This window comes from Plantibacter sp. Mn2098, assembly GCF_049319745.1.
Classification (GTDB): domain Bacteria; phylum Actinomycetota; class Actinomycetes; order Actinomycetales; family Microbacteriaceae; genus Plantibacter.
The window spans coordinates 1-22,396 of the sequence record NZ_JBMOUH010000003.1; the positions used below are offsets into that span (position 1 = coordinate 1).

The window sequence follows — 22,396 nt, forward strand, 5'->3', positions numbered from 1 at the left end:
TCGCTCGGGGCCGGGCCGTTCCGCTTCCCCGGGTCGCTCGGGGCCGGGCCGTTCCGCTTCCCCGGGTCGCTCGGGGCCGGGCCGTTCCGCGTCCCCGGTCGACTAGGCTCTCGGTAGTCCGCGAGAAGGGTGACTGTTGTGCAGGTCGTACCGGTACTGAAGCACGGTCGGGTCAGCATCCGCCCCATCCGGGTCCGCGATGCCAGGCCGCTCGAGCGTGAGCTCATCGCGAACCGTTCCTGGCTCGAACGCTGGGAGGCGACGAGCCCGTACGGGCCGGTGCAGTCTGACACGAAGGCCAGCATCCGCTCGTTGCAGAACCACGCACGATCCGGTGGCGGGCTGCCGTTCGCGATCGAGTTCGACGGGGAGTTCGTCGGACAGCTGAACGTCTCCGGCATCACCTATGGCTCGGTCGCATCGGCATCGATCGGGTACTGGGTCTCCGAGCGCGTCGCGGGGCACGGCATCACCCCGACGGCCGTCGCGCTGGCGACGGACTATTGCTTCACGCAGATGCAGTTGCACCGGATGGAGATCTGCATCCGGCCGGAGAACGCTCCGAGCCTGCGGGTCGTGCAGAAGCTCGGCTTCCGCTACGAGGGGTTGCGGCGGCGGTTCATCCACATCGACGGCGACTGGCGGGACCACTTCTGCTTCGCGCTCGTGCGCGAGGAGCTGCCGCACGGTGTGCTGGCGCGGTGGCTCGAGGGTCAGGTGCCGGTTGATGCCGGGCGAGTCCCCGATGCCGATCGGGACGCTGCGGCGACGCCGTTCCCCGCTCCCACCGGCCGCTAGGCGCACATCGGGAATATTCCTGTGGATCGGCGGCAACATTCCGTGACACACGGGCGACGTGGCGTTTGAATGCACGTTCTGCTTGTACGGTCGGACCATGGACGGCGGATTCCTGAGCGGTGGGGTGATCATTCTGGTCGCAGCGATGCTGTGGCTGATCTATCTGGTGCCATCGTGGGTGCGCGACAGTCAGTTCTCGGCCAGTGAACGCAACGCGATCAGGCTCCAGCAGACCCTCCGGGTGCTCGCAGAGACCTCCGAGGTGCCAGAGGCCGTCCGTCTGGAAGCCACCGCACGCGAGGTCGCGGCCCAGCGCAAGATCCTGAAGCAGTTGGAAGCGGAGTCGAAGGCCACCGCCGATGCCGCAGCACGCGTCGAACTCGCGAAGGCGGAGCGCGCACGCCGCGAGGCAGAGGCGCGCGCGGTCGCCGCGGAGGCGGCAGCCCGAACGGCCGAGGCAGCGGCCCGCTCCGCGCAGCGCAACGCACGCGCGGCCAGGATGGCCAGGAGCCGTCGGCGCGCGCGGCTCATGGCGACCACGATCCTCGGCGCGAGCGTCGTCGGACTCGTCTTCGGCACCTCCGCCATGATCGCCAGCGGAACCGCGTTCCTCTTCGTCGCCTCCGTGGTGACCTCCCTCGTCTCGCTCACGGCGCTCAGCCGGATGTCCGCCATCGCGCACCGTGCCGCAGCTCCCGTGTCGGTGGCAGGTGTGGCGGCGAAGCGCACGGCGAGCGAACTCTACGAGTACGCGGAGCCGGTCGAGGCCGCCGCCGTGGAGACCTCGTGGACGCCGACGCCGATCCCGAAGCCGCTCTACCTGTCGGAGGGCTCCTCCGCTGCGAGCGAGCTCGCCAAGGCCGACGCCTACGCGGAGCTGCGTCGTGCGGCGCTCGCGGAGGCCATGGCGTCCCGTGCGGAGCAGCTGCAGCCGGAGGTCCCGACGCTCACCCCGCGTCGCCCGGTCGAGGAAGAGGCTCCCGCAGCAATCGAGGAGCCGCAGCGTCCCAGCCGGTTCGCGAGCATGGGTGTGATCGACGAGGGCGAGATCGCCACGTCCGGCCACGCCCTCCTGCAGCGCCGTCGCGCCGCCAGCTAGTCCGTTCTCCTGCCGAGGGGTCGCAAACTGCGGGTCCGTCGGCGTCGCACCCGCAGTTTGCGACCCCTCGGCAGCAAGGGGCGACGTGCGTCGGTGCTGCCGATTACACTCGACGAGTGTGGTCGGGCCGTGTTGAGGTCGGACAGCGCACAAGGTGAGGAAGTCCATGGTTGTCTGGCGGAAGGGCCCCAAGAAGCCGGCGCGCCCGTACGTCGCGCCACCGGAGGTCGAGCTTCCCCCCGTCTCGCACGCCGTTGAGGACGGCCTGCTCATCGCCAAGTCCTGGGCATCGCTCGAGGTCAAGAACTGGATCGTCGTCCGTGCGCTCCGAGACGGCGCGGACTACGACCCGGAGGCGACCGCCGCGGCCGTGCGCGCCGAACTCGACCGTATGGCAGCCGAACAGGAGGGCTACGCGGAGCGGGTGGGGGAGGAGCGCCAGGCGGCCTTCCAGAAGCGCGGCAACGCCAAGCACCAACACGACTACCGGGCGGGCGACCTCAGCGCGCTGTCGCGCCGGCGGTCCGTCTACGCCGGCCTCGCGGACGCCCTGGTCGATGCGCGCAACGACGACGAGTTCGTCGCCGAGCTCGCGGAGACGGCCAGGGAGCGCGCGTGGGAGGACATCGCTCGGGCGCTGGAGGCCAACCTCGATCGGGTGGCGGCCGAGCCCGTGGTCGATGAGAGCTACCGGCGTGCGCGTGCGCAGCGACTGCGCTGGCTGCGCGACATCGACCTCGCCAGACTCATCGAGGACCACGTCGCCGATGAGAAGGCCGCACGCAAGGCGGAGAGGTCAGACAAGAAGTCCGAGAAGCAGCGCGACAAGAAGTCCGGCCCGAACCCGGATGCCGGTGCAAGCGTGAATGCGGACCCGGCCGGTGCGGATCCTGTCGATGAATCGGCCGGGAAACCGGTCGATCGGCAGGCTGGACGGGGTGCGGCGAGGTAGCGTCGCCGGTGTCGCTGAGGACCTGTTCCGACGTGATAGTCTGATTCAGCACTTGGGCCCATGGCGCAGTTGGTAGCGCGCTTCGTTCGCAATGAAGAGGTCGCGGGTTCGAATCCCGCTGGGTCCACCAGTGTCCTGTCCACGGACAGATGAAGCCCCCGAGCCGTCAGGCTCGGGGGCTTCATTGTTGCCGCCACGACCGCATGAACTAACGTGGATCGGATGAGCACCTCCGTCAAACGCCCGATCGGTCACCACCACGGGGACCTCCGCAACGCCCTCCTCGGCGCTGCTCTCGACCTCGTGACCGAGCGCGGACCGCACGGATTCACGTTCGCGGATGCCAGTCGCCACGCTGGGGTGAGCGTCGCGGCCCCCTACAAGCACTTCGCCGACCGCGAGGCACTGCTGGCGGCGCTCGCGGAGACCGGATACGCCGAGCAGCGGAGACGGTTCGCCGAAGCGGTGGCTGCCGCATCAGACGCCGCCGACCAGTTGGCGGCGTTCGCGTCCGCATACGTCCGCTTCGCCCAGGAGCGGCGTCCGCTCTTCCAGGTGATGTTCGGCGCCGGACTCACCAAGGACCGGTACCCGGAACTCGCCTCGGCCGCTGACCGTGTGCTCGAAGTGCTTCGCGAACCGGCCGAAGCCCTGCGGTCCTCTCCGCAGGAGGCAACGAACCTCATGCACGTCGTGGCGGCATCCTCCCACGGCTTCGCCGGGTTCCTCCTGGAGGGGGTGTTCGGACCGTCGGCCTCGGTCGTCGACAGCACGTGTTCGCAGGCCGCCGCGGCCGCCCGTGCGCTCGTCGGGCCGGCATCGATCCGTCTCTGGTAGCGACGGTGATGCGGTGCGCACCACACGCGAGCGGCTTTCCGGACCGCGCCGGAACGCTGGCCGGCCGCCGACCGGGAGCGTACATCCTCGAGGCTGAAGTGTTCCGCATCGGAACGAAATCAATGCACGGTAGGCTTGCTCGGTGACGCTTCACCACCTCGAACCCCTCCGGCAACCCGCCGTCCGGCCTGCCGGACAGGGTCGGCCGCGGGACACCTCCATCGATGCCCGCGCGACCGAGGCCGTCCTCGAACTCCTCGAGAGCGCCCCGTACAGCTCGCTCACCATGGAGGCCGTGGCCGCCAAGGCCGACACGAGCAAGCCGGCGCTGCGTCGTCGGTGGAAGAGCCTGCCAGGCGTCGTCGTCCACACGCTCATCGAAGCGCTCGGCCCTGCCGAGACCCCGGACACCGGCTGCGTCCACTGCGACCTCGTGATCGGCGCCTCGGAAGTCGCAGACACCTTCTCGTTCTCCTCGGTCACCCACGCGCTCCCCGGGCTCCTGTCGGACCTCGCGTCGGATCCGGAGCTGCGCGAGCTCTTCATCCGCGAGTACTTCGACTCCAGGCGCGACGCCACCAGGGCGGTCTTCGAGAACGCCATCAGCCGTGGGGAGATCCACGAGGGCATCGACATGGAGCTGACCCTCGACCTCGTGGCGGCTCCGCTGTACTACCGCGCGTTCTTCGGTCACCAGCCCATCACACGGGAGGTCGCCGAGCGCAGTGTGCTGAGCGTCCTCAACGGCATCGCGACGAACGTCTGGAAAGCGCACCACCAAGCGGGTTGAGCCGCCGGTGAGGGGCGGCTGTGGAGGTGTGGCACGACATCGCACCGCCCGTCGCACGGTCCCGCCGTACCGGTCAGTGCCGCCGGTGTAGCACTCCAGGGGGAGGCGAAGATGCATCGCCGGAGCGACGTGCGTCGGAGATCTGCTCCGTAGCGTGAGATCGTCGCTGCAACATCTGAGGCGACCTCATCGTTTGGAGCCGCCGTGGAAGCCATCAGCGACCTCGTCCTGTCACTCGCAGCATCGCCGTGGGTCTACGTCATCGTGTTCGCCGCTGTGCTGATCGACGGGTTCTTCCCGCCTGTCCCGAGCGAATCGATCGTGGTCGCACTCGCAGCCCTCGCGATCTCCGCCGGCACGCCGAACCTCGTCCTGCTGCTCGCCGTGGCGGCGGCCGGGGCGATCGCCGGTGACACGACGGCCTATCTCATCGGTCGCGGCATCGGGGTCGAACGGTTCAGGTGGATGAAGCGCCCGAAGGTCGCCGCCGCGATCGAGTGGGCCAAGCGCGGGCTCGACCGCCGGGCGGCGACGCTGCTCCTGACCGCCCGATACATCCCGGTCGGCCGGGTCGCGGTCAACATGACGGCAGGCGCCACACGCTTCCCGCTGCGGAGGTTCTTGCCGCTCGCGGCGATCGCCGCGACGTCCTGGGCGCTCTACTCGGTCGTCATCGGCGTCCTGGCCGGAGCCTGGTTGCGCGACAACCCGATCCTGGGGGCCGGGATCGCGATCGTCGTCGCCATCGTGATCGGCGTGTTGATCGACGCTGTTGTGTCCCGGGTGGTCAAGCGGCGCGAAGCTGCGGCTGCGGCGGCTTCAGTGGCTGCGGCCCGGGCCGATGCCGAGACCGCGACGGAGGCCCCGCTCGTCGAGGCCTAGACGCCGGCGAAGCGGAACACCGCGACGAACACGGCGAGCAGCAGCAGGATCACGTTGAACGGCACCGACTTCGGCTCGCCCAGGCGGATGTGGATGACGATCGCGACGAGCTGGATGGCCGCGAGGCCGGTTGCCGCGATGGGCGTGAGGATCGGGGCGATGCCGGTCAGCCAGGGGACGATGACGCCAACCGCTCCGAGGAGTTCGAGGATGCCGACGACCTTGATGGTCGCGGGGGAGGCCGAGCGGGTCCAGCTCATCTTCGACGCGAGCGCGGCCTTTGAGCTGAACGTCTTCGTTCCACCGGCGAACAGATAGAGGAAGGCGAGCAGGCCGGAAGCGACCCAGAGAGCGATGGTCATGGTGGTTCCTCACAGCGGGTCGGCACTCGGCTGACGACCGATACGGCATCGAACGTCTGTGGTATTTCTACCGCATCCGTGCCCTTCACTCCGCCGATACTGTGAGTTGCCCGACTTGCAGACCGGATAACCTGTGAGAAACCTGAGAACTCGGTATCGAACGGGCCAGTCTTCCGAATTCAGTCTCGTCCTGAGGGCGCGCCGTCGCTACGATCAGTGCACAGGCACCATGGTCCCGAGCCATGGGTGCGGACCGCCGTCCCTACGGCCCGCCGATGCCGCGTCCGCGCAAGCGACGGTCAACCCGCCCCCGAGGAGACGACCATGAACGATACCCTCCACCGCCCAGGAGAGCGGACCGAAGCCGGTCTGCAACGACGCTCGGCCTCGCTCTTGAAGCAGCGCGTGCTCGAACACGAGGACGCCAACTTCGCCCGCACCCTCGCATGGGCGAAAGAGGACCCCGCGCTCGAGCGAGCAGCCGCGCTCATCGTCTCCGCCCGCCGTCGATTCCTCATCGGCGCCTCCACCTCCTTCACGTACGCCTCCCTCCTCGCCGCTGAACTCGGCGCATCGCTCGCGAACGTGACGCTCGTCGACGGCACGATCGTCCGCCCGCTCGACGTCCTGAGCGACGTCCGCTCGAGCGACGTCATGATCGCAATCTCGCTGCAGCGCTACCGGCGGTCGACGGTCGACTTCGCGGTGCCGTTCGCGCAGGCCGGCGGAACGCTCGTCCTCATCACCGATGCGCCGGACGCGCCACTCGTCGAGCACGCGAGCGAGAGCATCGTGATCGGCGGTCAGGGAGAACCCGGTCAGAATTCGCCCACCGCGATCTCGCTCGTCCTGCACGTGTTGGCGATGCTGACGACCGCGAGTGCGAAGGGCGCCGCCCGTCGGCTCATCGAACGCGACCGCCTGGCGTCGACGCTCGGCGTGTACGTCGAAGGGCAGTGACGTCCGGCGCTCCAGGCCGCGGTGACACCGCCCACTGACGCGACACGCGACCCACTGACGTGTGTGCGCGCATCCCGGTCACGGCTTCTTTTCGTCGGTGACGAGTGACAACGGCGAGGTGACGGTCTCCAGCGACTTCCGCTCGGCGTCCACCCCGAAGATGAACGTCACGACCCCGCCGACGATCATCACGCCAGCACCGATGAAGTAGCCGATAGTGAGCGGTTCGCGGTCGCTGCCGTCGCCGATGAGCGAGCCGTACAGGAAAGGGGCGACCGACCCGGCGATCTGCCCGAGCGCGAAGAAGTACGAGATCGCCTGACTGCGCAGTTCGAGCGGGAAGATCTCGCTCACGGTCAGGTACGCGCTCGACGCCCCGGCGGACGCGAAGAAGAACGAGACGCACCAGAAGATCGTCTGCGTCGCGGCGTTGAGGGTCCCGGCCTGGAAGAGGACCGCCGAGACGGCCAGGACGGCGCCGGAGACCCCGTAGGTGAGCAGGATCATCTTCCGCCTGCCCCACACGTCGAAGAAGTGGCCGAGCAGGAGCGGCCCGAGCAGGTTGCCGATGGCGAACGGGAAGAAGTAGTACTGCGTCGAACTCGGCGACGTCCCGTAGAAGTTCTGCAGCACGAGCGCGTAGGTGAAGAAGATCGCGTTGTAGAGGAACGACTGGGTGATCATCATCGTCGCGCCGACGAGCGTGCGCTTCGGGTACTGCTTGAAGAGCACCCCGGCGATCGTGCGGAACGGCACCCGTCCCGTCGCCTGCACGGTGATGGCCTTGTCGTCCGGGACCGGATCGAGTCGGCCGCCCTCACGCACGACCCTCGCCTCGATCTCGTCGACGGTGTCCTCCGCCTCCTGCTCTCGACCGTGCGTCATGAGCCATCGCGGACTCTCCGGGATGTGCCGGCGCAGGTAGATGATGATCAGACCGAGCACCGGGCCGATGAAGAAGCCCAGGCGCCAGCCGACGTCCTGCGCGAAATAGTCGGTGTTCAACAGGAACAGGTTCGCCGCGGAACCGAGCGCCGCGCCGCCCCAGTACGTGCCGTTGATGGCGATGTCCACCCGCCCGCGGTACTTCGACGGGATGAGTTCGTCGATCGCGGAGTTGATCGCCGCGTACTCGCCGCCGATGCCCATGCCGGCGAAGAAGCGGAAGATCATCAGGAACCACACGGCGGGGGAGAGGCCGGCGATGCCGCTCGCGATGAGATAGATGGCGAGCGTCAGGATGAAGAGCTTCTTACGGCCGAGCTTGTCGGACAACCGCCCGAAGTACAGTGCGCCGATCACCTGGCCGAGGAGATAGATGGTGCCGAGCAGGCCGACCTGCGCCGCCGACATCCCGAGCGACTTCTGGAAGCCGGCCGAGGCGACGATCTGGATCTCCAGGCCGTCGAGCACCCAGGAGAATCCGAGCCCGACGACGATGAGCCAGTGGAACCTCGTCCACGGCAGCCGGTCCATCCTCGCCGGAACGAGGGACCTGACGGGACCGCCCTTGGCTGTTCCCGGTGTGGCGGACATCGTGCTCCTTCCATGCGATGGGCCGGAGCTCCGAGGGGTCAGGCGCCGCACCAGTGCGGATCGTCGGCCGCCTCCCGGATCGCTGTTCGAGGCTACTCCGACGGTCGGAGGCGTGCTGCGGAGCCGCCGCCCCCTTGACTTCGCGGCGGTCGGTGACAAAACTACGCGCCGCATCCGGTACGCCCTCCGGCCTCCTGCGCACGGGTTACGCTCGAAGTGATGGCCCTGCACTGGCCATCGCGGACGGACAGGAACGGGGCGCGCCGATGCCGGAGCTGAGCACAACCGCAGTGGACACGATCGACGACCTCTTCCAGGGGCGGATCGACGACGGCGTCGCGCCAGGATCGTTCGTCGCCGTCTTCGACCGTGAAGGCGTCCTTCTCGAACGTGGCTTCGGTGCGGCAGTCCTCGGCGGCCCGGCCCCCACGGCGGACACGCTGTTCCGCATCGCGTCCTGCACCAAGAGCTTCACCTCTGCGACGCTGCTCGCGCTCCGCGATGCCGGCCTCCTCGACCTCGATGCACCCGTCGAACGATGGATCCCCGAGTTCCGGCCGGTCGTGCCTGGCGGCGGTGTCGGCAAGCCGACCGTCCGGCAGCTGATGACGATGTCCGGCGGGATGGCGACCGATGATCCGTGGGCGGACCGGCAGGAGTCGATCACCGTGGAGGAGTTCACCACCATGCTGCGCGCCGGCGTGCGCTGCGTGACCGTGCCTGGGACGGCGTTCGAGTACTCGAATCTCGGGTATGCGCTCCTGGGACAGGTCATCGAGCGGGTCAGCGGGCGGTCGTTCACCGCGGCGGTCACCGAGTTGATCCTTCAGCCGCTGGGTCTCGGAGCGGTGTTCGAGCGTGGGGCGAGCGGTGACGACGCGACCGGATACCGCACGGGGCCGGACGGATTCGTCGAGCTGCCGTTCAGCGGACCGGGCGTGTTCTCGGCCATCGGCGGGCTATTCGCTTCGGCGAGGACCCTCATCGCGTGGGTCCGCTGGTTGGACGCGGCTTGGACCGACGACGCGGCGCCCGGCCCGTTGTCTGCCGCGAGCCGCCGCGAGATGCAGCAGATCCACCGGGTCGCGCCGCCGCGGAAGCCCGCAGACGATGTGCCGTCGCCCGAGGTGCTCGGCTACGGATTCGGGTTGTTCGTCGAGCAGTTCGCCGACCACGGTGCGATCGTGTCCCACTCCGGCGGATACCCGGGATTCAGTGCCCACATGCGCTGGAACCCGGCATCGGGGGTCGGGGTCGTCGCGTTCGAGAACGCGGGGTACGCTGCCGTGTCGAAGCCGGCGTCCGCGGTGCTCGCCCTGGTGCTCGACGAGCGAGCGGCCGCTGCAGCGGAAGCCGCATCGGCCGCCGGAGAGGAGACGGCGGGCGCGGTGAAGCCGTGGCGTGAGACGCTCGTCGCCGCGATGACGACGACCGGGCTCATCACTCACTGGGACGACGCCATCGCGGGAGCGATCTTCGCCATGAACGTCAGCCTCGACCGGCCGTACGCGGAGCGCGCGGCGCTCATCGCGGCTGCCGTCGAGTCGATCGGCGGGTTCACGGACGAGCCGTCGAGTGGACGGCCGGAGTGCGATTCGCCGGACCACCTCGTCTGGTACATGCAGGGCAGGCGCGGCCGACTGCGCTGTGAGGTGCGGATGACGCCCGTCCTGCCTCTGCGCGTGCAGACGTTCACGGTCGTGGCGGAGCCAGTCGAGTAGGCGCCGGCCGCCGCCGTTCTCAGGCAGAAGTGACGGTGGGTTGCGTCGTGCAATTCCTTCCCGAGCACAGACGATGTCGTCGCGCGGCCTCGGGGGCCGTGGCTTGGCCAATGGTATTGGACGACTGTGGGACTTCGTGAGATCCCTTGTCAGTCGGTCGCCCATGACATACTCTCAATATCAGTAGCTTTGCTTATGGAATGACTTGCCGAACGTCTGCCCGACCGTCCGGTTGCGGGCGCCCTGAGAGCCTCTCAGGCGGGTAAAGGAGCAAGAAATGTCAATGAAGAGAGCACTTGCGACGATCGGGTTGATCGGTTTGCTGAGTTCAGGGGCTGTTGCTGCGTATGCGGATACGCAGTACCCGGTCGAGGGCGGTCAATGGAACTACGGGTTGGCCGGCGGTGTTCACGCGTACTCCGACTATCTGGTCGATCGTTGCCACGGTACGACGGTTGAAAACGACTGGGGCGTCAATCGGAGCATCGACACGGCGGCAAACAAGTGGTCGAATGCCTCGCACGCGGCCACCCCGCTTACCAACAACCACTACTACTACCGGGTCTGCTGAGGCCTCTTCCTGACGGCGATGCTCGGTCCGACTCAGCGAGCCGGACCGAGCCCGATCATCGACGAACGGTGGTTAGCACGATGCTCAAGCTCCTGGTGCGACTGACCGCGTTCGGGATCGTCGTGTTCCTCGCGGTCTTGTCTGCGATGTTCCTCGCGGCGGACGAGGACGATTTTCCCCAGGGCACGGATCACGCGGCGAGACTCGCCTTCGCGGCCTCGCCGCTCTCAAAAGCGCAGGCAATCGCGGAACTCGGCGAGCTCGTCGATCGAACCGGGCTGCGGTTGGAACGCGTTGTCGCCGGACCAGAAGATTTCTTGACGACCCGGTCCGTATACGTCTTCGGTTCAGCCGCACCGACGTCTGCAGAGCCGATGACGTGGTTCCGCCCGGGAATCAGCGGCCAGCGGCGTCCGGCCACTGAGCTCGGGGACACGACGCTTGACGGCACCTATGTGTATGCCGGGTCGAAGGAGGCCAGAGCTGCGTTCGAACTCTGGGTGACCGGCAGCGGCGCGCAAGCCTCCTACGGCGCGAAGTCTGCGGTGGTTACGCTGCAGTACACGCTTCTCACCACGGGAGCGTGATTGTCGGCAACCACCTGTCTGCTTCTGCTCGTCGGCCTGACCGTGTCATGGTACGTCCTGCGCGCTCGCGCTCGCAGTGTGAAGGTGTCGTGCGGTGCCCCGACATGGAGGATCGTCGTCGAAGACTACGTCTCGTTGCTTCGGGTCAGCCTGCCGCCGGCGGGCATCGCGCTTCTCAGTGCATTCGCTGTGCTGTGTCTCACTGGAAGAGTGAGTTTCGTATTGGAGTTCGCGCAGCTCATCCTCGGGTTCATCGAGGGCATGTTCGCGGCGATGTTGCTCACCGCACTGGTCATCAGTGCGTGCACCTGGCCGGCGGTCGATGGTATTGCGTCTCGTCGGCCGCCCGAGAGGCACTTCCGCGTGATCAGCGAAGCCCTGAAGGCGGCTGCGCTGATCATCATCGCGCTGTCGCTTCCAGCGATCGGTGCCGGCATCGCCAGTGCAACGCAACTTTCGGAGCAGGGGGCGCGCTGGGCCGCTCTCGACGGACAGGTTTCGATTCGTGTGAGAGCCGGTCACCCATTGAACGTTCCGATTGGAGGCAATCCCGCAGGCTCTGCTCCGGCCGCGGACCCGCTCGACCGTATGGACCCGCTCGTCGCTGCCGCGCAAGCTGCAGGGAAACTGACGTTCTCCTACTCGGAACGAGCCGAAGACGACGCGTTCGTCACCAACGAGGGCGCCACCGGTTTTGGTGAGTTCGACGGATACGCGATGGTGAATCCGAACTATCTGGCTGCAGTCGCATCGCTCATCGGGCTGACGCCAACAGCCGAGCGGCCGTTGGGCGATTTGGCTGAAGAAATCGACGTCGACCAGCTTCCTCGGACCCTCAGTCGCTACTTCCTCGATTCGTACCCGTTGTGGAATCGGGACGGTCGCACGCTTGACGGGTTCGCTGAGCGCTTCACGTTCTATCGCTACGTCGGCCCGACGAGCTTTCCAGGGCTGCACCCCGGGCTGAGTCGGATGGATGATCTGCGCAACCCCGTCATCGTCGTCATTGATGACCCGTCGAGCACCTTCACTCCACAATTCCTCGGTTCAACGCTCTCCTCTGGCAATCTCATCTTCAGCGATGCCGACTGGGTGCGCGACTACCTCACCCACAGCCCCATCGGCGCTGACATCCTCTCGATCGACCGAGGGTCCGACAGCGGCCTCTTCTCGAGCCAGCAAGCACATCAGACCGCAGGTGTGCAAGCTGTCTCCTATGCACTCGTCGTCCTCGCGCTCGTGGCGAGTATCGCGGTCTCAGCTTGGATCCACGCGCTCGCGCGAGGGCGCAGGACGTTCGTGCAACGCACTGCTGGCTGGACATGGCCGAGAGTGTTGCTCGCTCGGCTGGGTTGGGAGGCTGCTCTCGCAGTCGTCGTCACCGGCGTCGTTCTTGGTCTTGGACTCTCCGGTGGGAATCCGGACATGTGGTGGGTCGTGGTCGTGATTCCTCTGTACCTGGCCATCAGCGGGCTGGTGCATCTGCACGCGGTCCGTCGAGTGTTCACAGCGCGGGTCGCGCGCGTCGAGTAGGCAGCGTCGTGCGCTCATAGACAGGTCAGAGAGGAAGCATTGTGGAAGTTGCTGCTGAGCAAGTCATCGTCAATCGTGGCGGGCGACCGGTGTTGGCAGGGGTGACGGTGCGGGCGCATGCCGGTCAGTCGCTCGCTCTCGTCGGACCATCAGGCAGCGGAAAGACGACGCTGCTCAACGTGCTCGGTCTGCTCCAGCGCACGGACGGCGGACACGTCAAGATCGATGGCCAAGACGCGACGAGGTGGACAGACGGCCAGCGGCGCCGATTCTGGCAGCAGCATGCGACATTCGTGTTCCAGGACTATGGGTTGATCGACGACCATTCAGTCGCCTACAACGTCGTCCTGGCGCGATTGCCGCTGCTCGGGTTGAGAGCGGCAGACGTCCGTGCCGTTGACGCTGTGCTTGAACGCGTGGGATTGTGTGGCCGGGCACGGGAGCAAGTCTCGTCGTTGAGCGGGGGAGAAAAACAGCGAGTCGGGCTCGCCAGGGCGATGTATCGGCAGGCGGATGTGATCTTTGCCGACGAGCCGACGGCATCCCTCGATCGCGTCAATCGAGATCACGTAACTGGTTTTCTGCACGGAGAAGCCGCACGAGGAGCGACCGTTGTCATCGCTACCCACGATGATGCCCTGATGCGGGCTTGCGACACGCGGATCGACCTCGTCGCGCCAGCGGTCTGACGGCGCGAGGAAGGACTAGCCGGCCGCCTCCGCGGGGGCATCCTCGGCTGCTGCCGCCGCGCCGTAGTCGGGGAGCTGTTGCAGCGTCCAGGTGTTGCCGTCCGGATCGGCGAACGTCACGAAGCGACCCCAGGACTGCACGTCGACCTCACTCGCGTCGACACCGTTGGCGACCAGACGCGCCCGCGCATCGTCCGCATCGCCGACGACCACCTGGATGCTGTTCTGCGTCCCCGGGACCATGTCGGTCAGTCCGGTGCCGAACGCGATGGAGCACGCCGACCCTGGCGGTGTCAGCTGGACGAAGCGGATGCCGCCGCCCGGCTGCTCGTCGTAGTCGGCGTGGAATCCGACCTGATCCACGTAGAACGCCTTCGACCTGTCCACGTCGGTGACGGGGACGAAAATGAGTTCGATCTTCCAGTCCATGATGCCGATGATCCTTCCGGTGTGCAGACGAGCGGCGTTGCTCCTGCTGCATGTGATGCTCCTGCCGGGCGGCTGCCGCTGTCAAGGGGGTGCGCTGGTCGGCGCCGGCCTGTGCTGGTCCGCGTTGGTCATCGCCGGTCACCGCACCGTGGCACTCACCTCCGGCCGGAGGTCGAGACGACGCAGCAACTGGGCGTTCAGCGCCACGACGATCGTCGACAACGACATCAGCAACGCGCCGACCGCCATCGGCAGGACGAATCCGACCGGCGCGAGCACACCGGCGGCGAGTGGGACGGACAGCAGGTTGTAGCCGGCCGCCCACCACAGGTTCTGCTGCATCTTGCGATAGCTGCGCGTCGACAGTTCGAGCACCGAGAGCACCGAGCGCGGATCGGAACTGGCGAGCACCACCCCCGCCGAGGCGATGGCGACGTCCGTACCGGCGCCGATCGCGATGCCGACGTTCGCCTGGGCGAGTGCCGGCGCATCGTTCACACCGTCACCCACCATCGCGACCGTCCGCCCTGCGGCCTGCAGCTCGCTCACGATCCGACCCTTGTCCTCCGGGCGGACGCCGGCGACGACCTGATCGATGCCGATCTCCGCCGCAACGGCGTCCGCGACCTGCTGCGCGTCTCCCGTGACCATCACCACCCGGATGCCGCGGGCGTGCAGGGCGTCCACCGCCTGCTTCGACTCCGGACGGACGTCGTCCGCCAGCCCGATCGCACCGATGATCTCCCCGTTCCGAAGGACGTGGAGGATGATCGCGCCGAGCGACTTCCACTGCTCGGTTCCGGCGAGCGGTTCGAAGCCGTGCTCGCGGAGGAGGGCCGGGCCGCCCACGGCGATCCGAGCACCGCCGACGAGCGCCGAAACGCCGACGGCGGTGGATGCGGCGAACTCCGAGGTCCTGGCCAGTGCGAGTCCACGCGTCTGCGCCGCCTCGACAATCGCGGTGGCGAGGGGATGCTCGCTGTTGCGTTCCGCTGCGGCGGCAAGCGCGATCAGCTCGTCCTCGGTCACGCCGTCGATGGTCTCCACATGCGTGAGCGCCGGCTCGCCCTTCGTGAGCGTCCCCGTCTTGTCGAAGATGACGGTGTCGACCGTCCGCATCGTCTCGAGTGCCGCCCGGTCGGTGACCAGGACGCCGCCCTTCGCCGCACGCTCGGTCGCGATCGACACCACGAGCGGGATGGCGAGGCCGAGGGCGTGCGGGCAGGCGATCACGAGGACCGTGATGCTGCGGATGAGCGCATCCTCCGGCGTGCCCCAGATCGACCAGGCGATGACGGTCAGCACGGCCGCGCCGAGCGCGAACCAGAACAGCCACGCGGCGGCCCGGTTGGCGAGCAGCTGTGCCTTCGAGGTGGAGTTCTGCGCCTCTTCCACGAGGCGGCGGATGCCGGCGAGGGTCGTGTCGTCCCCGATGGCCGACACCCGGATCCGCAGAGCGGTGTCGGTCGAGACCGTGCCGGCCACGACCCGGTCGCCTGGGCCTCGGGAGACCGGGCGGGACTCGCCCGTGATCATCGACTCGTCGACATCGGCGACGCCCTCGGTGATGACGCCGTCGGCCGGCACCCTGCCGCCTGGACGCACAATGACGATGTCCCCGACCCGCAACTCGCTCGGGGCGACCTGCTCGATCTCGTCGGTGTCGCCGCTGGCGTTGCCGTTGCCGTCACCGGCGCCGCCGCTTGCGACGCGCTCAGCCGTGTCGGGGAGGAGTGCTGCGAGCGATTCGAGCGCCGAGGACGACTGGGCGAGCGAGCGCATCTCGATCCAGTGGCCGAGCAGCATGATGACCACGAGCAGCGCGAGCTCCCACCAGAAGTCGAGCTCGTGTGTGAGGATGCCGAGGCTCGCGCCCCAGGAGGAGAGGAAGGCGACCGTGATGGCGAGCGCGATGAGGAGCATCATGCCGGGCTGGCGACTGCGGATCTCGCTCACCGCGCCCGTCAGGAACGGCTTGCCGCCCCAGACGTACATGACGGTGCCGAGAACGGGGGAGACCCATTCGAGGCCCGGGATGCCGGGCAGGGTGTAGCCGAGGATCGAGGCGAACATGCCGCTCGCGAACACCGTGGGGACGGCGATGACGAGCATGATCCAGAACAGGCGGCGGAATTGGGCGACGTGGTCGCCGTGACCGCCGTGACCGGCGTGCTGGTCGTGGCCCGCTTGGCCGGCCTGGCCAGTGTGGCCCGCGTGACCCGCGTGGTCCACGGGACCGTCGACGGAGACTGCGTCGTCGATGGTCCCGTGGGCGCCTTCGTGCGTGTGCATCGTGTGCTCGTGCTGATCCGACATGACCAACACGGTATACCCCCTGGGGGTATCGGTCAACCCTTCGTCGACGGGATTCGTCGACAGCGAACGGCTAGCCGAGCACGAGGATGACGACCGCCCCGGCGACCGCCGCGCCCACCGCCGCACCGGTGATCGCGACTGCCGGGCGCCGGCCTTCGCGGGTGAACGGAAGGCGTCCCCACGCCTCGACAGCGCCCCCGACACCGGCCGCGAAGAGGGCGATCGGCAGCAACCAAAACAGTGACGGGATCATCGTGTCCCAGGCGACCAGCTCGTGTGCGGCGATGAGCGAGACGAGCGCGAACAGGGCCATCACGATGATTGCGAGCCGACTCTTGACCGCCACCGGGCCGCGGCGCACAAGCGTGCGCAACGCGAAGAGGGCTGGCAGGACGATCGCCACCAGCGGTGGCACGAAGACGAACGACAGTCCGATGACGAGTTCCATCACTGCACCTCCATCAGAGCGAGGCCGAGGTCGTCGACACCGGAGGCGGTGCTCGTGAGCACAACGACCGCGCGGTCACGGCTCCGGTCGTAGCCGACCCAGGTCGCGAATCCGCCCGTCCCGCCGTTGTGCCAGGTCACGCCGTTCTGCGTGATCCACGCATAGCCGATCTCGGCGTTCTCGCCGAGCCGGACGCGAGGATCGCCGGCGTCGGCCCCAGGAGCTGAACCGTCGAGCTGTGCACGCGCGTACCTCGTCATGTCCGCGAGATTCGAGCGGATGCTGCCGGCCGGCGCATTGCCGGACAGCGTCCACGGGGCAGCCGGGCGTCCGGTGTTCGTCCGGCCGGTGGGCGCATCCGGCGAGAGGTCCGCCAACGATGTCGGCGCGGTCGTCGCACGCATCCCGAGCGGTGTGAAGACTCGATCAGCCGCGAGTGTCGCGTAGTCGGTGCCGGCCGCTGCCGCGACGGCGTGGCCGAGCAGAGACATGCCGAGATTGGAATACAGGAACTCCTTCGGTCCGATCTCGACGTTGCGGGCTTCTGCGATGAGTTCGTCAGCGGTGTACGGGTACGGGTCGCCCGCCCGGAACTGGGCGAGGACGGCGGACGCGGTCATCCGTGCCGTCGGTGGGAACGCCGGGAGTCCGCTCGTCTGGGTCGCGAGCTCTTCGAGTCGGATTCCGGATGCCGGGCTGTCGCCGAGGTCGAGCAGCTCGCCGACCGTCGTCGTCGCCTCGACCTCTCCTCGTGCGATGGCCTCGGCGAACAGCGATCCGGTGACCGTCTTCGTGACGGAACCGATCTCGTACTCGGTCGTGTCGTCGGCGCCGAAGTGGGCGACGCGGGTGTCCGAGCCGTCGAGGACGGCCACGCTCACCCGGTCCCGTGCGCCAGGGAGGTCGGCGAGCCGCTCGCGCACGGTGTCGATGAGCGCCTGGTCTCCCGTCGCTTCTTCGGACAACTGCGTCGGTCGTGGCAGGAACACCAGTCCGGCCGCTGCCGTGGCGAGGGCCGCTGCGCCCGCGACGACGAGGACGATCCTGCTGCGGTTCACGAGGACCCCCGTTCCGAAGCGTGCCGGCGCCCGCGTGCGGACCAGTGTGGTGATGGATGACCGTCCGACGTGGCGGATCGGCGGGATCCGGCAGGTCGGGATGCTGGGTTTCTGAGTGTCTGGATCACGGTTCGAGCCTAGGAATCCACCAACTGTTGTGTATCGAACGGTGGGACGATCTGTCGACCGGGCGGACTGGCACCTGAGTACGATTCCGACGCAGACGAACATGATCTGTTGCAACCCGATCCCCGCCCGCTAGGGTCGTGCCATGACCACCCAGCTCGTCCTCGGCGCAGGACTCATCGGCACGGCCCTCGTCGAACGGCTCGTCGCGCGAGGCGACACCGTGATCGTCGCAACCCGGCGTGGCACTGCGGTCCCCGGAGCGGCATCCGTCGCCCTGGACGCCTCGGACGCGGCCGCCATCGCCGTCGCTGCAGCCGGCGCGGACACGATCTTCAACTGCATCAATCCGCCGTACGGGCAGTGGTCGGCGCTCTGGCCGCCCGTCTTCGCGGCCGTGCTCGACGCGGCGGAACGCTCTGGAGCATCGCTCGTCACGATGGGCAATCTGTACCCGAACGGCCGTGCGACGATGCCGATGACGGAACACTCGCCTGAGCGTCCGGCCGACCGGAAGGGCGCGGTCCGCAGCGACGGATGGCGGCTCGCGAAGGCGGCCAACGATCGTGGCGCCGTCCGCGCGGTCGAGGTGCGCGCGTCGGACTACTTCGGGCCGGGCGCGGGACCCACCTCGCACCTCGGCGCCGCATTCTTCCAACCGCTGCTGCACAGTCGGACGGCGCGCGTCGTCGGGAACCCGGCGCTTCCGCACAGCTGGGCGTACCTGCCCGACATCGCGGCGACGCTCGAAGCGGCCGCGGACCACCGGGGCGACTGGGGGCGCCTCTGGCACGTGCCGCCGGCGACGAACGCCTCGCGCGTCGACATCGCAGCGCAGGTCAACGAGCGGTACGGCACCCACGGCACGCTGGCGCCGTATCCGCTGCCGTTGCTGCGCGCCATCGGCGTGTTCTCACCGGACATCCGGGAGGTCGCGAGGTCGAGCTACCAGTTCACCGCGCCGTGGGTGAACACGGCGGAGGAGACGGAGCGTGAGCTCGGCGTGCGTCCGAGCGCATGGGACGACGCATTCGAGACGACGGTCGCCTCGTATCGCTGATCGGCATCGCCGGGGCGGATGACGACGGCGGGTCGAGGCTGGTCCAGCGTGCGGCCGGCCGCGCAGCCCAGCGCAGCTCAGTCGTCGGTGCTCGGGGCGATGTCCTCCGTGGAGTCGTCGTACACGTACTCTGCCGTGGTCGGCCCGTCGTGCGGGCCGGTATCCGTGAGGCCGCCGCGCTGACGATAGATGAGCTGACCTTCGCTGTACGGCAGGACGAGCTCGCCCTCCTGGCCGGGTTCCAGCGGGATGGTCTCGCCGTCGAGCGGGCCACCGATGAGTTTCGCAAGTGTCTGAGACATTGTTCCTCCTGTCGTCACCCTAGCCCTGCGACCTCGGCGGGACGCGGGACGCACCGCATACGATCGAACGCGTCAGACGGCGGCGATGGTCCAGTCGGCCCGGTGGGTCGACCCGGGCGCCAGCACCACGAGGTCCGTTCCGGAGTTGAACGCGTCCGGCGGGCATGTCATCGGCTCCACCGCGAGGCCGATGCGGTTGAGCGCCTGGTCGGCCTGATCGGCGGTGTGGACCTGCACCCAGGGCAGTTCGGCGCCCCAGCTGATCGAGACACCGGAGCCGTCCTCGGTGAGCACCCGGACGGCGGTGGCGCCCGCATCGTCCGCCGCGAGGCCGGTGAAGGCGTGGTCGAGGAAGGTCGACTCGATGCGGCGCCCACCGCGGAAGTCGAAGGGGCCGCGGGTCGAGGCATCGGCCGGGGTGTCTGACGGAGCATCGGCCACAGCGTCGGCAACGACATCGGCCACGACATCGGCGTCCACCTCGACCACCGCATCCGGGATCAGCCGCTCGCCCGTAAAGGTCAACACCTGCGATGCCGGCAGATCCAGCACCCAGTCGTCCACCCGGCCTGCGCCGGCGACGAGGTACGGGTGCGGACCGGTGCCGTACGGGGCGTCATCCGCGCCGAGGTTCAGGGCTTCGATGCCCGTGTGGAGGCCGCCTGCATCGAGCGAATACGTCACGGTCAGTTGGACGCGGTGCGGGTAGCCTGCCTGCGGTTCGATGACCGTGCGGAGGGTGATGCGGTCCGTCGGGGCATCCGCCGCCGCGTCTGGAGCAGTATCCGGAGCGGAGTCGCCCTCGTCCACCGGGGTCCACTCCAACCACGCCGCGAGGCCGTGCAGCGCGTGCGCCCTCGCCGGCTCGGTCAGCGGGAGCTGCCGGTCGACGCCGTTGAAGCGGTAGGTGCCGTTGATGACGCGGTTCGGCCACGGGGCCAGGATCGCGCCGCGGTAGAACGGACGGAGCGCATCTGCGTCGAACGGCACAACGAGGTCGCGGCCGTCGTGCGTCAGGGAGCGCAGGGTCGCACCGACGCTCGCGATCGTGGCGCGGTAGGCGCCCGCTGCGAGGTCGAACTGGGATCCGGAGACGGGCACACGAGGGTTCACCGTTCCATCTTTGCCTACCCGACGAGCGATGCGGAACTCCGGGCTGGGCGATAGTCTGCAGCGATGGGGCAGGATGCGTGGACACAGGCGCGGAAACAGACCGGCGCGGCACTCGGGATCGTCGGGTACACCTTGCACCTGCTCTCGCAGCTCGCGATGGTCGTCGTCGGATTCGTGTTCATCACGGCGGACGATTTCGAGGACGGATTCTGGTCGCTCCTGCTCTGGTGCGGCATCGGCACCGTCTATGCGATCACCGTCATCGTCTTCCTCGGCAGAGAGAGCCGCTCTGACCGACCGGCGACGAGCCACCGCCCCTCCCGGCTGGAACTCAGCAAAGCCGCCAGGGCCGTTGCCACCGGGGCCACGATCTTCGCGAGCATCGTCGGGTTGTTCGCCGCGTTCGAACTGCTCGCGCTGCGCTCAGACCCCGGGTGGCAGGGTCTCATCGAGATCATCGGCGTCTGGGCGATGCTGCTCTCCTGGGGATTCCTGCACTGGGGGTTCGCGCAGATCTACTACCAGAGCTACTACGCGGTACCGGAGCGCGAGCGTCCGCTGCGGTTCCCGAACACGCCCTATCCGCGCATCACCGACTTCGTGTACTTCGCGGTCACGGTCGGGACCTCGTTCGCAGCGTCCGATGTGGAGACGCTGTCACCCAGGGTGCGGTGGCGCATCGTGTGGCACTCGGTGCTGAGCTTCTTCTTCAACGGGCTCATCATCGTGCTGGCGCTCAACACGATCACCGGGGCGTCGGAGTGGAACCTGACGATCCCGTAGGCGCACTCAGTCGAGCGCTTTGCCCCGCATGTCCGACAGCGCGAGCGATGCGAGCGCCGCGATCACGAAGAAAGCGGCGAACACGCCGAACAGCAGCGCGTGGCCGGCCAGGAGCAGCACGGGCACGGACAGCGGCGCGATGATCGACGCGATCCTGCCGACACCGGCGGCCCAGCCGGCGCCCGTCGCGCGGAGGCTCGTCGGGTAGAGCTCGGGGGTGACGGCGTACAGCGCGCCCCACGCACCCAGGTTGAAGAACGACAGCAGCATGCCGAAGACGATGATCATCGGTTCCGTCGTGGCGGTGCCGAAACCGATCGCCGATGCGGCGGAGCCGGCCAGGAACACTGCGAGCGTCTGCTTGCGACCCCACGCCTCGACGAGCCACGCGGAGACCGCATAGCCGGGGAGCTGCGCCAGCGTGATGATGAGGGTGAACCCGAACGAGCGGACGAGTGAGAAACCGGACGCGACGAGGATCGTCGGAATCCAGATGAAGGCGCCGTAGTAGGAGAAGTTCACGCAGAACCACACGACCCACAGTGCGCCGGTGTCGCGGCGCTGGGCCGGAGACCAGAGCGCGCGGAGGCGATCGCCAGCGGTGATGCGCGTGGCGGGCGGCGTGGTGGTGGCGGTGGCAGCGGCGGCGGTCGGGGCTGCCGTGCTCCGCACGGCGTCGGCGGGTGTGCTCGGCGCCGGGATCCCGGCCGAGGCCTCGAAGCTGCGGACGACGCGCTCGGCCTCCGTGTGGCGGCCGCGGGACTCGAGGAACCTGACGGACTCCGGCAGCCGGAATCGGACGATCGCCGCGTACACCGCCGGGATCGCGCCGAGGGCGAGCGCCCATCGCCATCCCGCATCGCTCGACGGGACGACGAGATACCCGATGACCGCTGCGAGGATCCAACCGAACGCCCAGAACGCCTCCAGCAGCACGATGATGCGGCCGCGGATGCGGGGCGGGGCGAATTCGCTCACGAGCGTCGAGGCGACCGGGAGTTCCGCGCCGAGCCCGAGGCCCACGATGACACGGAACACGATGAGGGCGCCGAGGCCCCATGCCAGGGCGGAGAGGCCCGTGGCGATGCCGAAGACGAGGAGCGTGATGGCGAAGACCTGTCGGCGCCCGATGCGGTCCGCGAGGAGTCCGCCGAGTGTTGCGCCGATCGCCATCCCGACGAATCCGGCCGAGGCGATCCAGGACAGTTCCGTGTTGCCGAGCTGCCACTGCACGGCGAGTTGCGCGAGGACGAACGACACGAGGCCGACATCCATCGCGTCGAGGGCCCAGCCGACGCCTGACCCGGCCAGGAGGCGGCCGTGCGCCCTCGTGAACGGGAGCGCGTCGAGGCGTTCCGTGCGGGTGCGGGGAGCAGCCGGCACAGCTGCCGGTTCAGTCGGGGTCGTCGTCACCGCTCCATTCTGCTGGAAGGCGGTGCCCGAT

General features: G+C 68.2%; 23 protein-coding genes and 1 tRNA gene. 15 read left to right on the forward strand and 9 right to left on the reverse strand.

What is annotated here, in order from left to right; genetic code table 11:
* Positions 1-129: 129 nt before the first annotated feature.
* The 7 genes from ACL9RL_RS05515 to ACL9RL_RS05545 all read left to right on the forward strand — a co-directional run bounded on the left by ACL9RL_RS05515 (position 130) and on the right by ACL9RL_RS05545 (position 5,358).
* The gene (locus tag ACL9RL_RS05515; RefSeq protein ID WP_422779220.1) at positions 130-798 is read left to right on the forward strand and encodes a GNAT family N-acetyltransferase; all 669 of its coding nucleotides are present in this window, start codon (positions 130-132) and stop codon (positions 796-798) included.
* Positions 799-895: 97 nt separating this feature from the next.
* Complete coding sequence (locus ACL9RL_RS05520; protein ID WP_422779221.1) at positions 896-1,897, forward strand: large exoprotein; 1,002 nt, start codon at positions 896-898, stop codon at positions 1,895-1,897.
* A gap of 166 nt (positions 1,898-2,063) precedes the next feature.
* A complete protein-coding gene (locus ACL9RL_RS05525; RefSeq protein ID WP_422779222.1) occupies positions 2,064-2,849 on the forward strand; it encodes a hypothetical protein in 786 nt (261 codons plus the stop codon).
* Positions 2,850-2,903: 54 nt separating this feature from the next.
* A tRNA-Ala gene (locus tag ACL9RL_RS05530) sits at positions 2,904-2,979 on the forward strand.
* Positions 2,980-3,071: 92 nt separating this feature from the next.
* Positions 3,072-3,686, forward strand: coding sequence for a TetR/AcrR family transcriptional regulator (locus ACL9RL_RS05535; RefSeq protein WP_422779223.1), 615 nt, complete (start codon positions 3,072-3,074; stop codon positions 3,684-3,686).
* A 142-nt stretch (positions 3,687-3,828) separates the two neighbouring features.
* Positions 3,829-4,476: a TetR-like C-terminal domain-containing protein gene (locus tag ACL9RL_RS05540; RefSeq protein ID WP_422779224.1), complete on the forward strand. Its 648-nt coding sequence runs from the start codon at positions 3,829-3,831 to the stop codon at positions 4,474-4,476.
* Positions 4,477-4,680: 204 nt separating this feature from the next.
* Positions 4,681-5,358, forward strand: coding sequence for a DedA family protein (locus tag ACL9RL_RS05545; protein WP_422779225.1), 678 nt, complete (start codon positions 4,681-4,683; stop codon positions 5,356-5,358).
* On the opposite strand, the gene ACL9RL_RS05550 is transcribed toward ACL9RL_RS05545, so the two are convergent.
* Positions 5,355-5,720 carry a DoxX family protein gene (locus tag ACL9RL_RS05550; RefSeq protein WP_422779226.1) on the reverse strand — a complete coding sequence of 122 codons (366 nt, stop codon included), beginning with the start codon at positions 5,718-5,720 and terminating at the stop codon, positions 5,355-5,357. The genes ACL9RL_RS05545 and ACL9RL_RS05550 overlap by 4 nt on opposite strands.
* Positions 5,721-6,044: 324 nt before the next feature.
* Here ACL9RL_RS05550 and ACL9RL_RS05555 point away from each other — a divergent pair, with 324 nt between their 5' ends.
* On the forward strand, positions 6,045-6,680 hold the full coding sequence (locus ACL9RL_RS05555; RefSeq protein ID WP_422779227.1) for a MurR/RpiR family transcriptional regulator: 636 nt from the start codon (positions 6,045-6,047) through the stop codon (positions 6,678-6,680).
* Positions 6,681-6,758: 78 nt separating this feature from the next.
* On the opposite strand, the gene ACL9RL_RS05560 is transcribed toward ACL9RL_RS05555, so the two are convergent.
* Positions 6,759-8,216, reverse strand: a complete 1,458-nt coding sequence (locus tag ACL9RL_RS05560; RefSeq protein WP_422779228.1) for an MFS transporter — start codon at positions 8,214-8,216, stop codon at positions 6,759-6,761.
* Positions 8,217-8,368: 152 nt separating this feature from the next.
* Here ACL9RL_RS05560 and ACL9RL_RS05565 point away from each other — a divergent pair, with 152 nt between their 5' ends.
* The 5 genes from ACL9RL_RS05565 to ACL9RL_RS05585 all read left to right on the forward strand — a co-directional run bounded on the left by ACL9RL_RS05565 (position 8,369) and on the right by ACL9RL_RS05585 (position 13,317).
* Positions 8,369-9,937, forward strand: a complete 1,569-nt coding sequence (locus ACL9RL_RS05565) for a serine hydrolase domain-containing protein (protein ID WP_422779229.1) — start codon at positions 8,369-8,371, stop codon at positions 9,935-9,937.
* A gap of 277 nt (positions 9,938-10,214) precedes the next feature.
* Entirely contained in the window at positions 10,215-10,508 is a 294-nt protein-coding gene (locus ACL9RL_RS05570; protein WP_422779230.1) for a lactococcin 972 family bacteriocin, read from the forward strand.
* 80 nt (positions 10,509-10,588) lie between these two features.
* Positions 10,589-11,095, forward strand: coding sequence for a hypothetical protein (locus ACL9RL_RS05575; protein WP_422779231.1), 507 nt, complete (start codon positions 10,589-10,591; stop codon positions 11,093-11,095).
* Entirely contained in the window at positions 11,096-12,628 is a 1,533-nt protein-coding gene (locus ACL9RL_RS05580; protein ID WP_422779232.1) for a hypothetical protein, read from the forward strand. It begins immediately after the preceding gene.
* A gap of 41 nt (positions 12,629-12,669) precedes the next feature.
* On the forward strand, positions 12,670-13,317 hold the full coding sequence (locus tag ACL9RL_RS05585; RefSeq protein WP_422779233.1) for an ABC transporter ATP-binding protein: 648 nt from the start codon (positions 12,670-12,672) through the stop codon (positions 13,315-13,317).
* A 15-nt stretch (positions 13,318-13,332) separates the two neighbouring features.
* Here ACL9RL_RS05585 and ACL9RL_RS05590 read toward each other — a convergent pair whose 3' ends face one another.
* The 4 genes from ACL9RL_RS05590 to ACL9RL_RS05605 form a co-directional block, all read right to left on the reverse strand.
* Positions 13,333-13,746 carry a VOC family protein gene (locus ACL9RL_RS05590; protein WP_422779234.1) on the reverse strand — a complete coding sequence of 138 codons (414 nt, stop codon included), beginning with the start codon at positions 13,744-13,746 and terminating at the stop codon, positions 13,333-13,335.
* Positions 13,747-13,884: 138 nt separating this feature from the next.
* A complete protein-coding gene (locus ACL9RL_RS05595; RefSeq protein WP_422779235.1) occupies positions 13,885-16,062 on the reverse strand; it encodes a heavy metal translocating P-type ATPase in 2,178 nt (725 codons plus the stop codon).
* 70 nt (positions 16,063-16,132) lie between these two features.
* Positions 16,133-16,510 carry a hypothetical protein gene (locus tag ACL9RL_RS05600; RefSeq protein ID WP_422779236.1) on the reverse strand — a complete coding sequence of 126 codons (378 nt, stop codon included), beginning with the start codon at positions 16,508-16,510 and terminating at the stop codon, positions 16,133-16,135.
* Positions 16,510-17,568 carry a serine hydrolase domain-containing protein gene (locus ACL9RL_RS05605; protein ID WP_422779237.1) on the reverse strand — a complete coding sequence of 353 codons (1,059 nt, stop codon included), beginning with the start codon at positions 17,566-17,568 and terminating at the stop codon, positions 16,510-16,512. Before ACL9RL_RS05605 ends, ACL9RL_RS05600 begins: the two co-directional genes overlap by 1 nt.
* A 271-nt stretch (positions 17,569-17,839) precedes the next feature.
* Here ACL9RL_RS05605 and ACL9RL_RS05610 point away from each other — a divergent pair, with 271 nt between their 5' ends.
* Positions 17,840-18,754 carry an NAD-dependent epimerase/dehydratase family protein gene (locus tag ACL9RL_RS05610; RefSeq protein ID WP_422779238.1) on the forward strand — a complete coding sequence of 305 codons (915 nt, stop codon included), beginning with the start codon at positions 17,840-17,842 and terminating at the stop codon, positions 18,752-18,754.
* A gap of 77 nt (positions 18,755-18,831) precedes the next feature.
* Here ACL9RL_RS05610 and ACL9RL_RS05615 read toward each other — a convergent pair whose 3' ends face one another.
* Positions 18,832-19,056 carry a response regulator gene (locus tag ACL9RL_RS05615; RefSeq protein ID WP_422779239.1) on the reverse strand — a complete coding sequence of 75 codons (225 nt, stop codon included), beginning with the start codon at positions 19,054-19,056 and terminating at the stop codon, positions 18,832-18,834.
* A 72-nt stretch (positions 19,057-19,128) separates the two neighbouring features.
* Positions 19,129-20,169 carry an aldose 1-epimerase family protein gene (locus ACL9RL_RS05620; RefSeq protein ID WP_422779240.1) on the reverse strand — a complete coding sequence of 347 codons (1,041 nt, stop codon included), beginning with the start codon at positions 20,167-20,169 and terminating at the stop codon, positions 19,129-19,131.
* A gap of 63 nt (positions 20,170-20,232) precedes the next feature.
* Here ACL9RL_RS05620 and ACL9RL_RS05625 point away from each other — a divergent pair, with 63 nt between their 5' ends.
* Positions 20,233-20,952 (forward strand): DUF1345 domain-containing protein, encoded by a 720-nt coding sequence (locus ACL9RL_RS05625; RefSeq protein WP_422779241.1) that lies wholly within the window; start codon positions 20,233-20,235, stop codon positions 20,950-20,952.
* A gap of 6 nt (positions 20,953-20,958) precedes the next feature.
* Here the strand turns inward: ACL9RL_RS05625 and ACL9RL_RS05630 are convergent, their stop codons facing one another.
* Positions 20,959-22,365 carry an MFS transporter gene (locus tag ACL9RL_RS05630; RefSeq protein ID WP_422779242.1) on the reverse strand — a complete coding sequence of 469 codons (1,407 nt, stop codon included), beginning with the start codon at positions 22,363-22,365 and terminating at the stop codon, positions 20,959-20,961.
* Positions 22,366-22,396 lie beyond the last annotated feature (31 nt).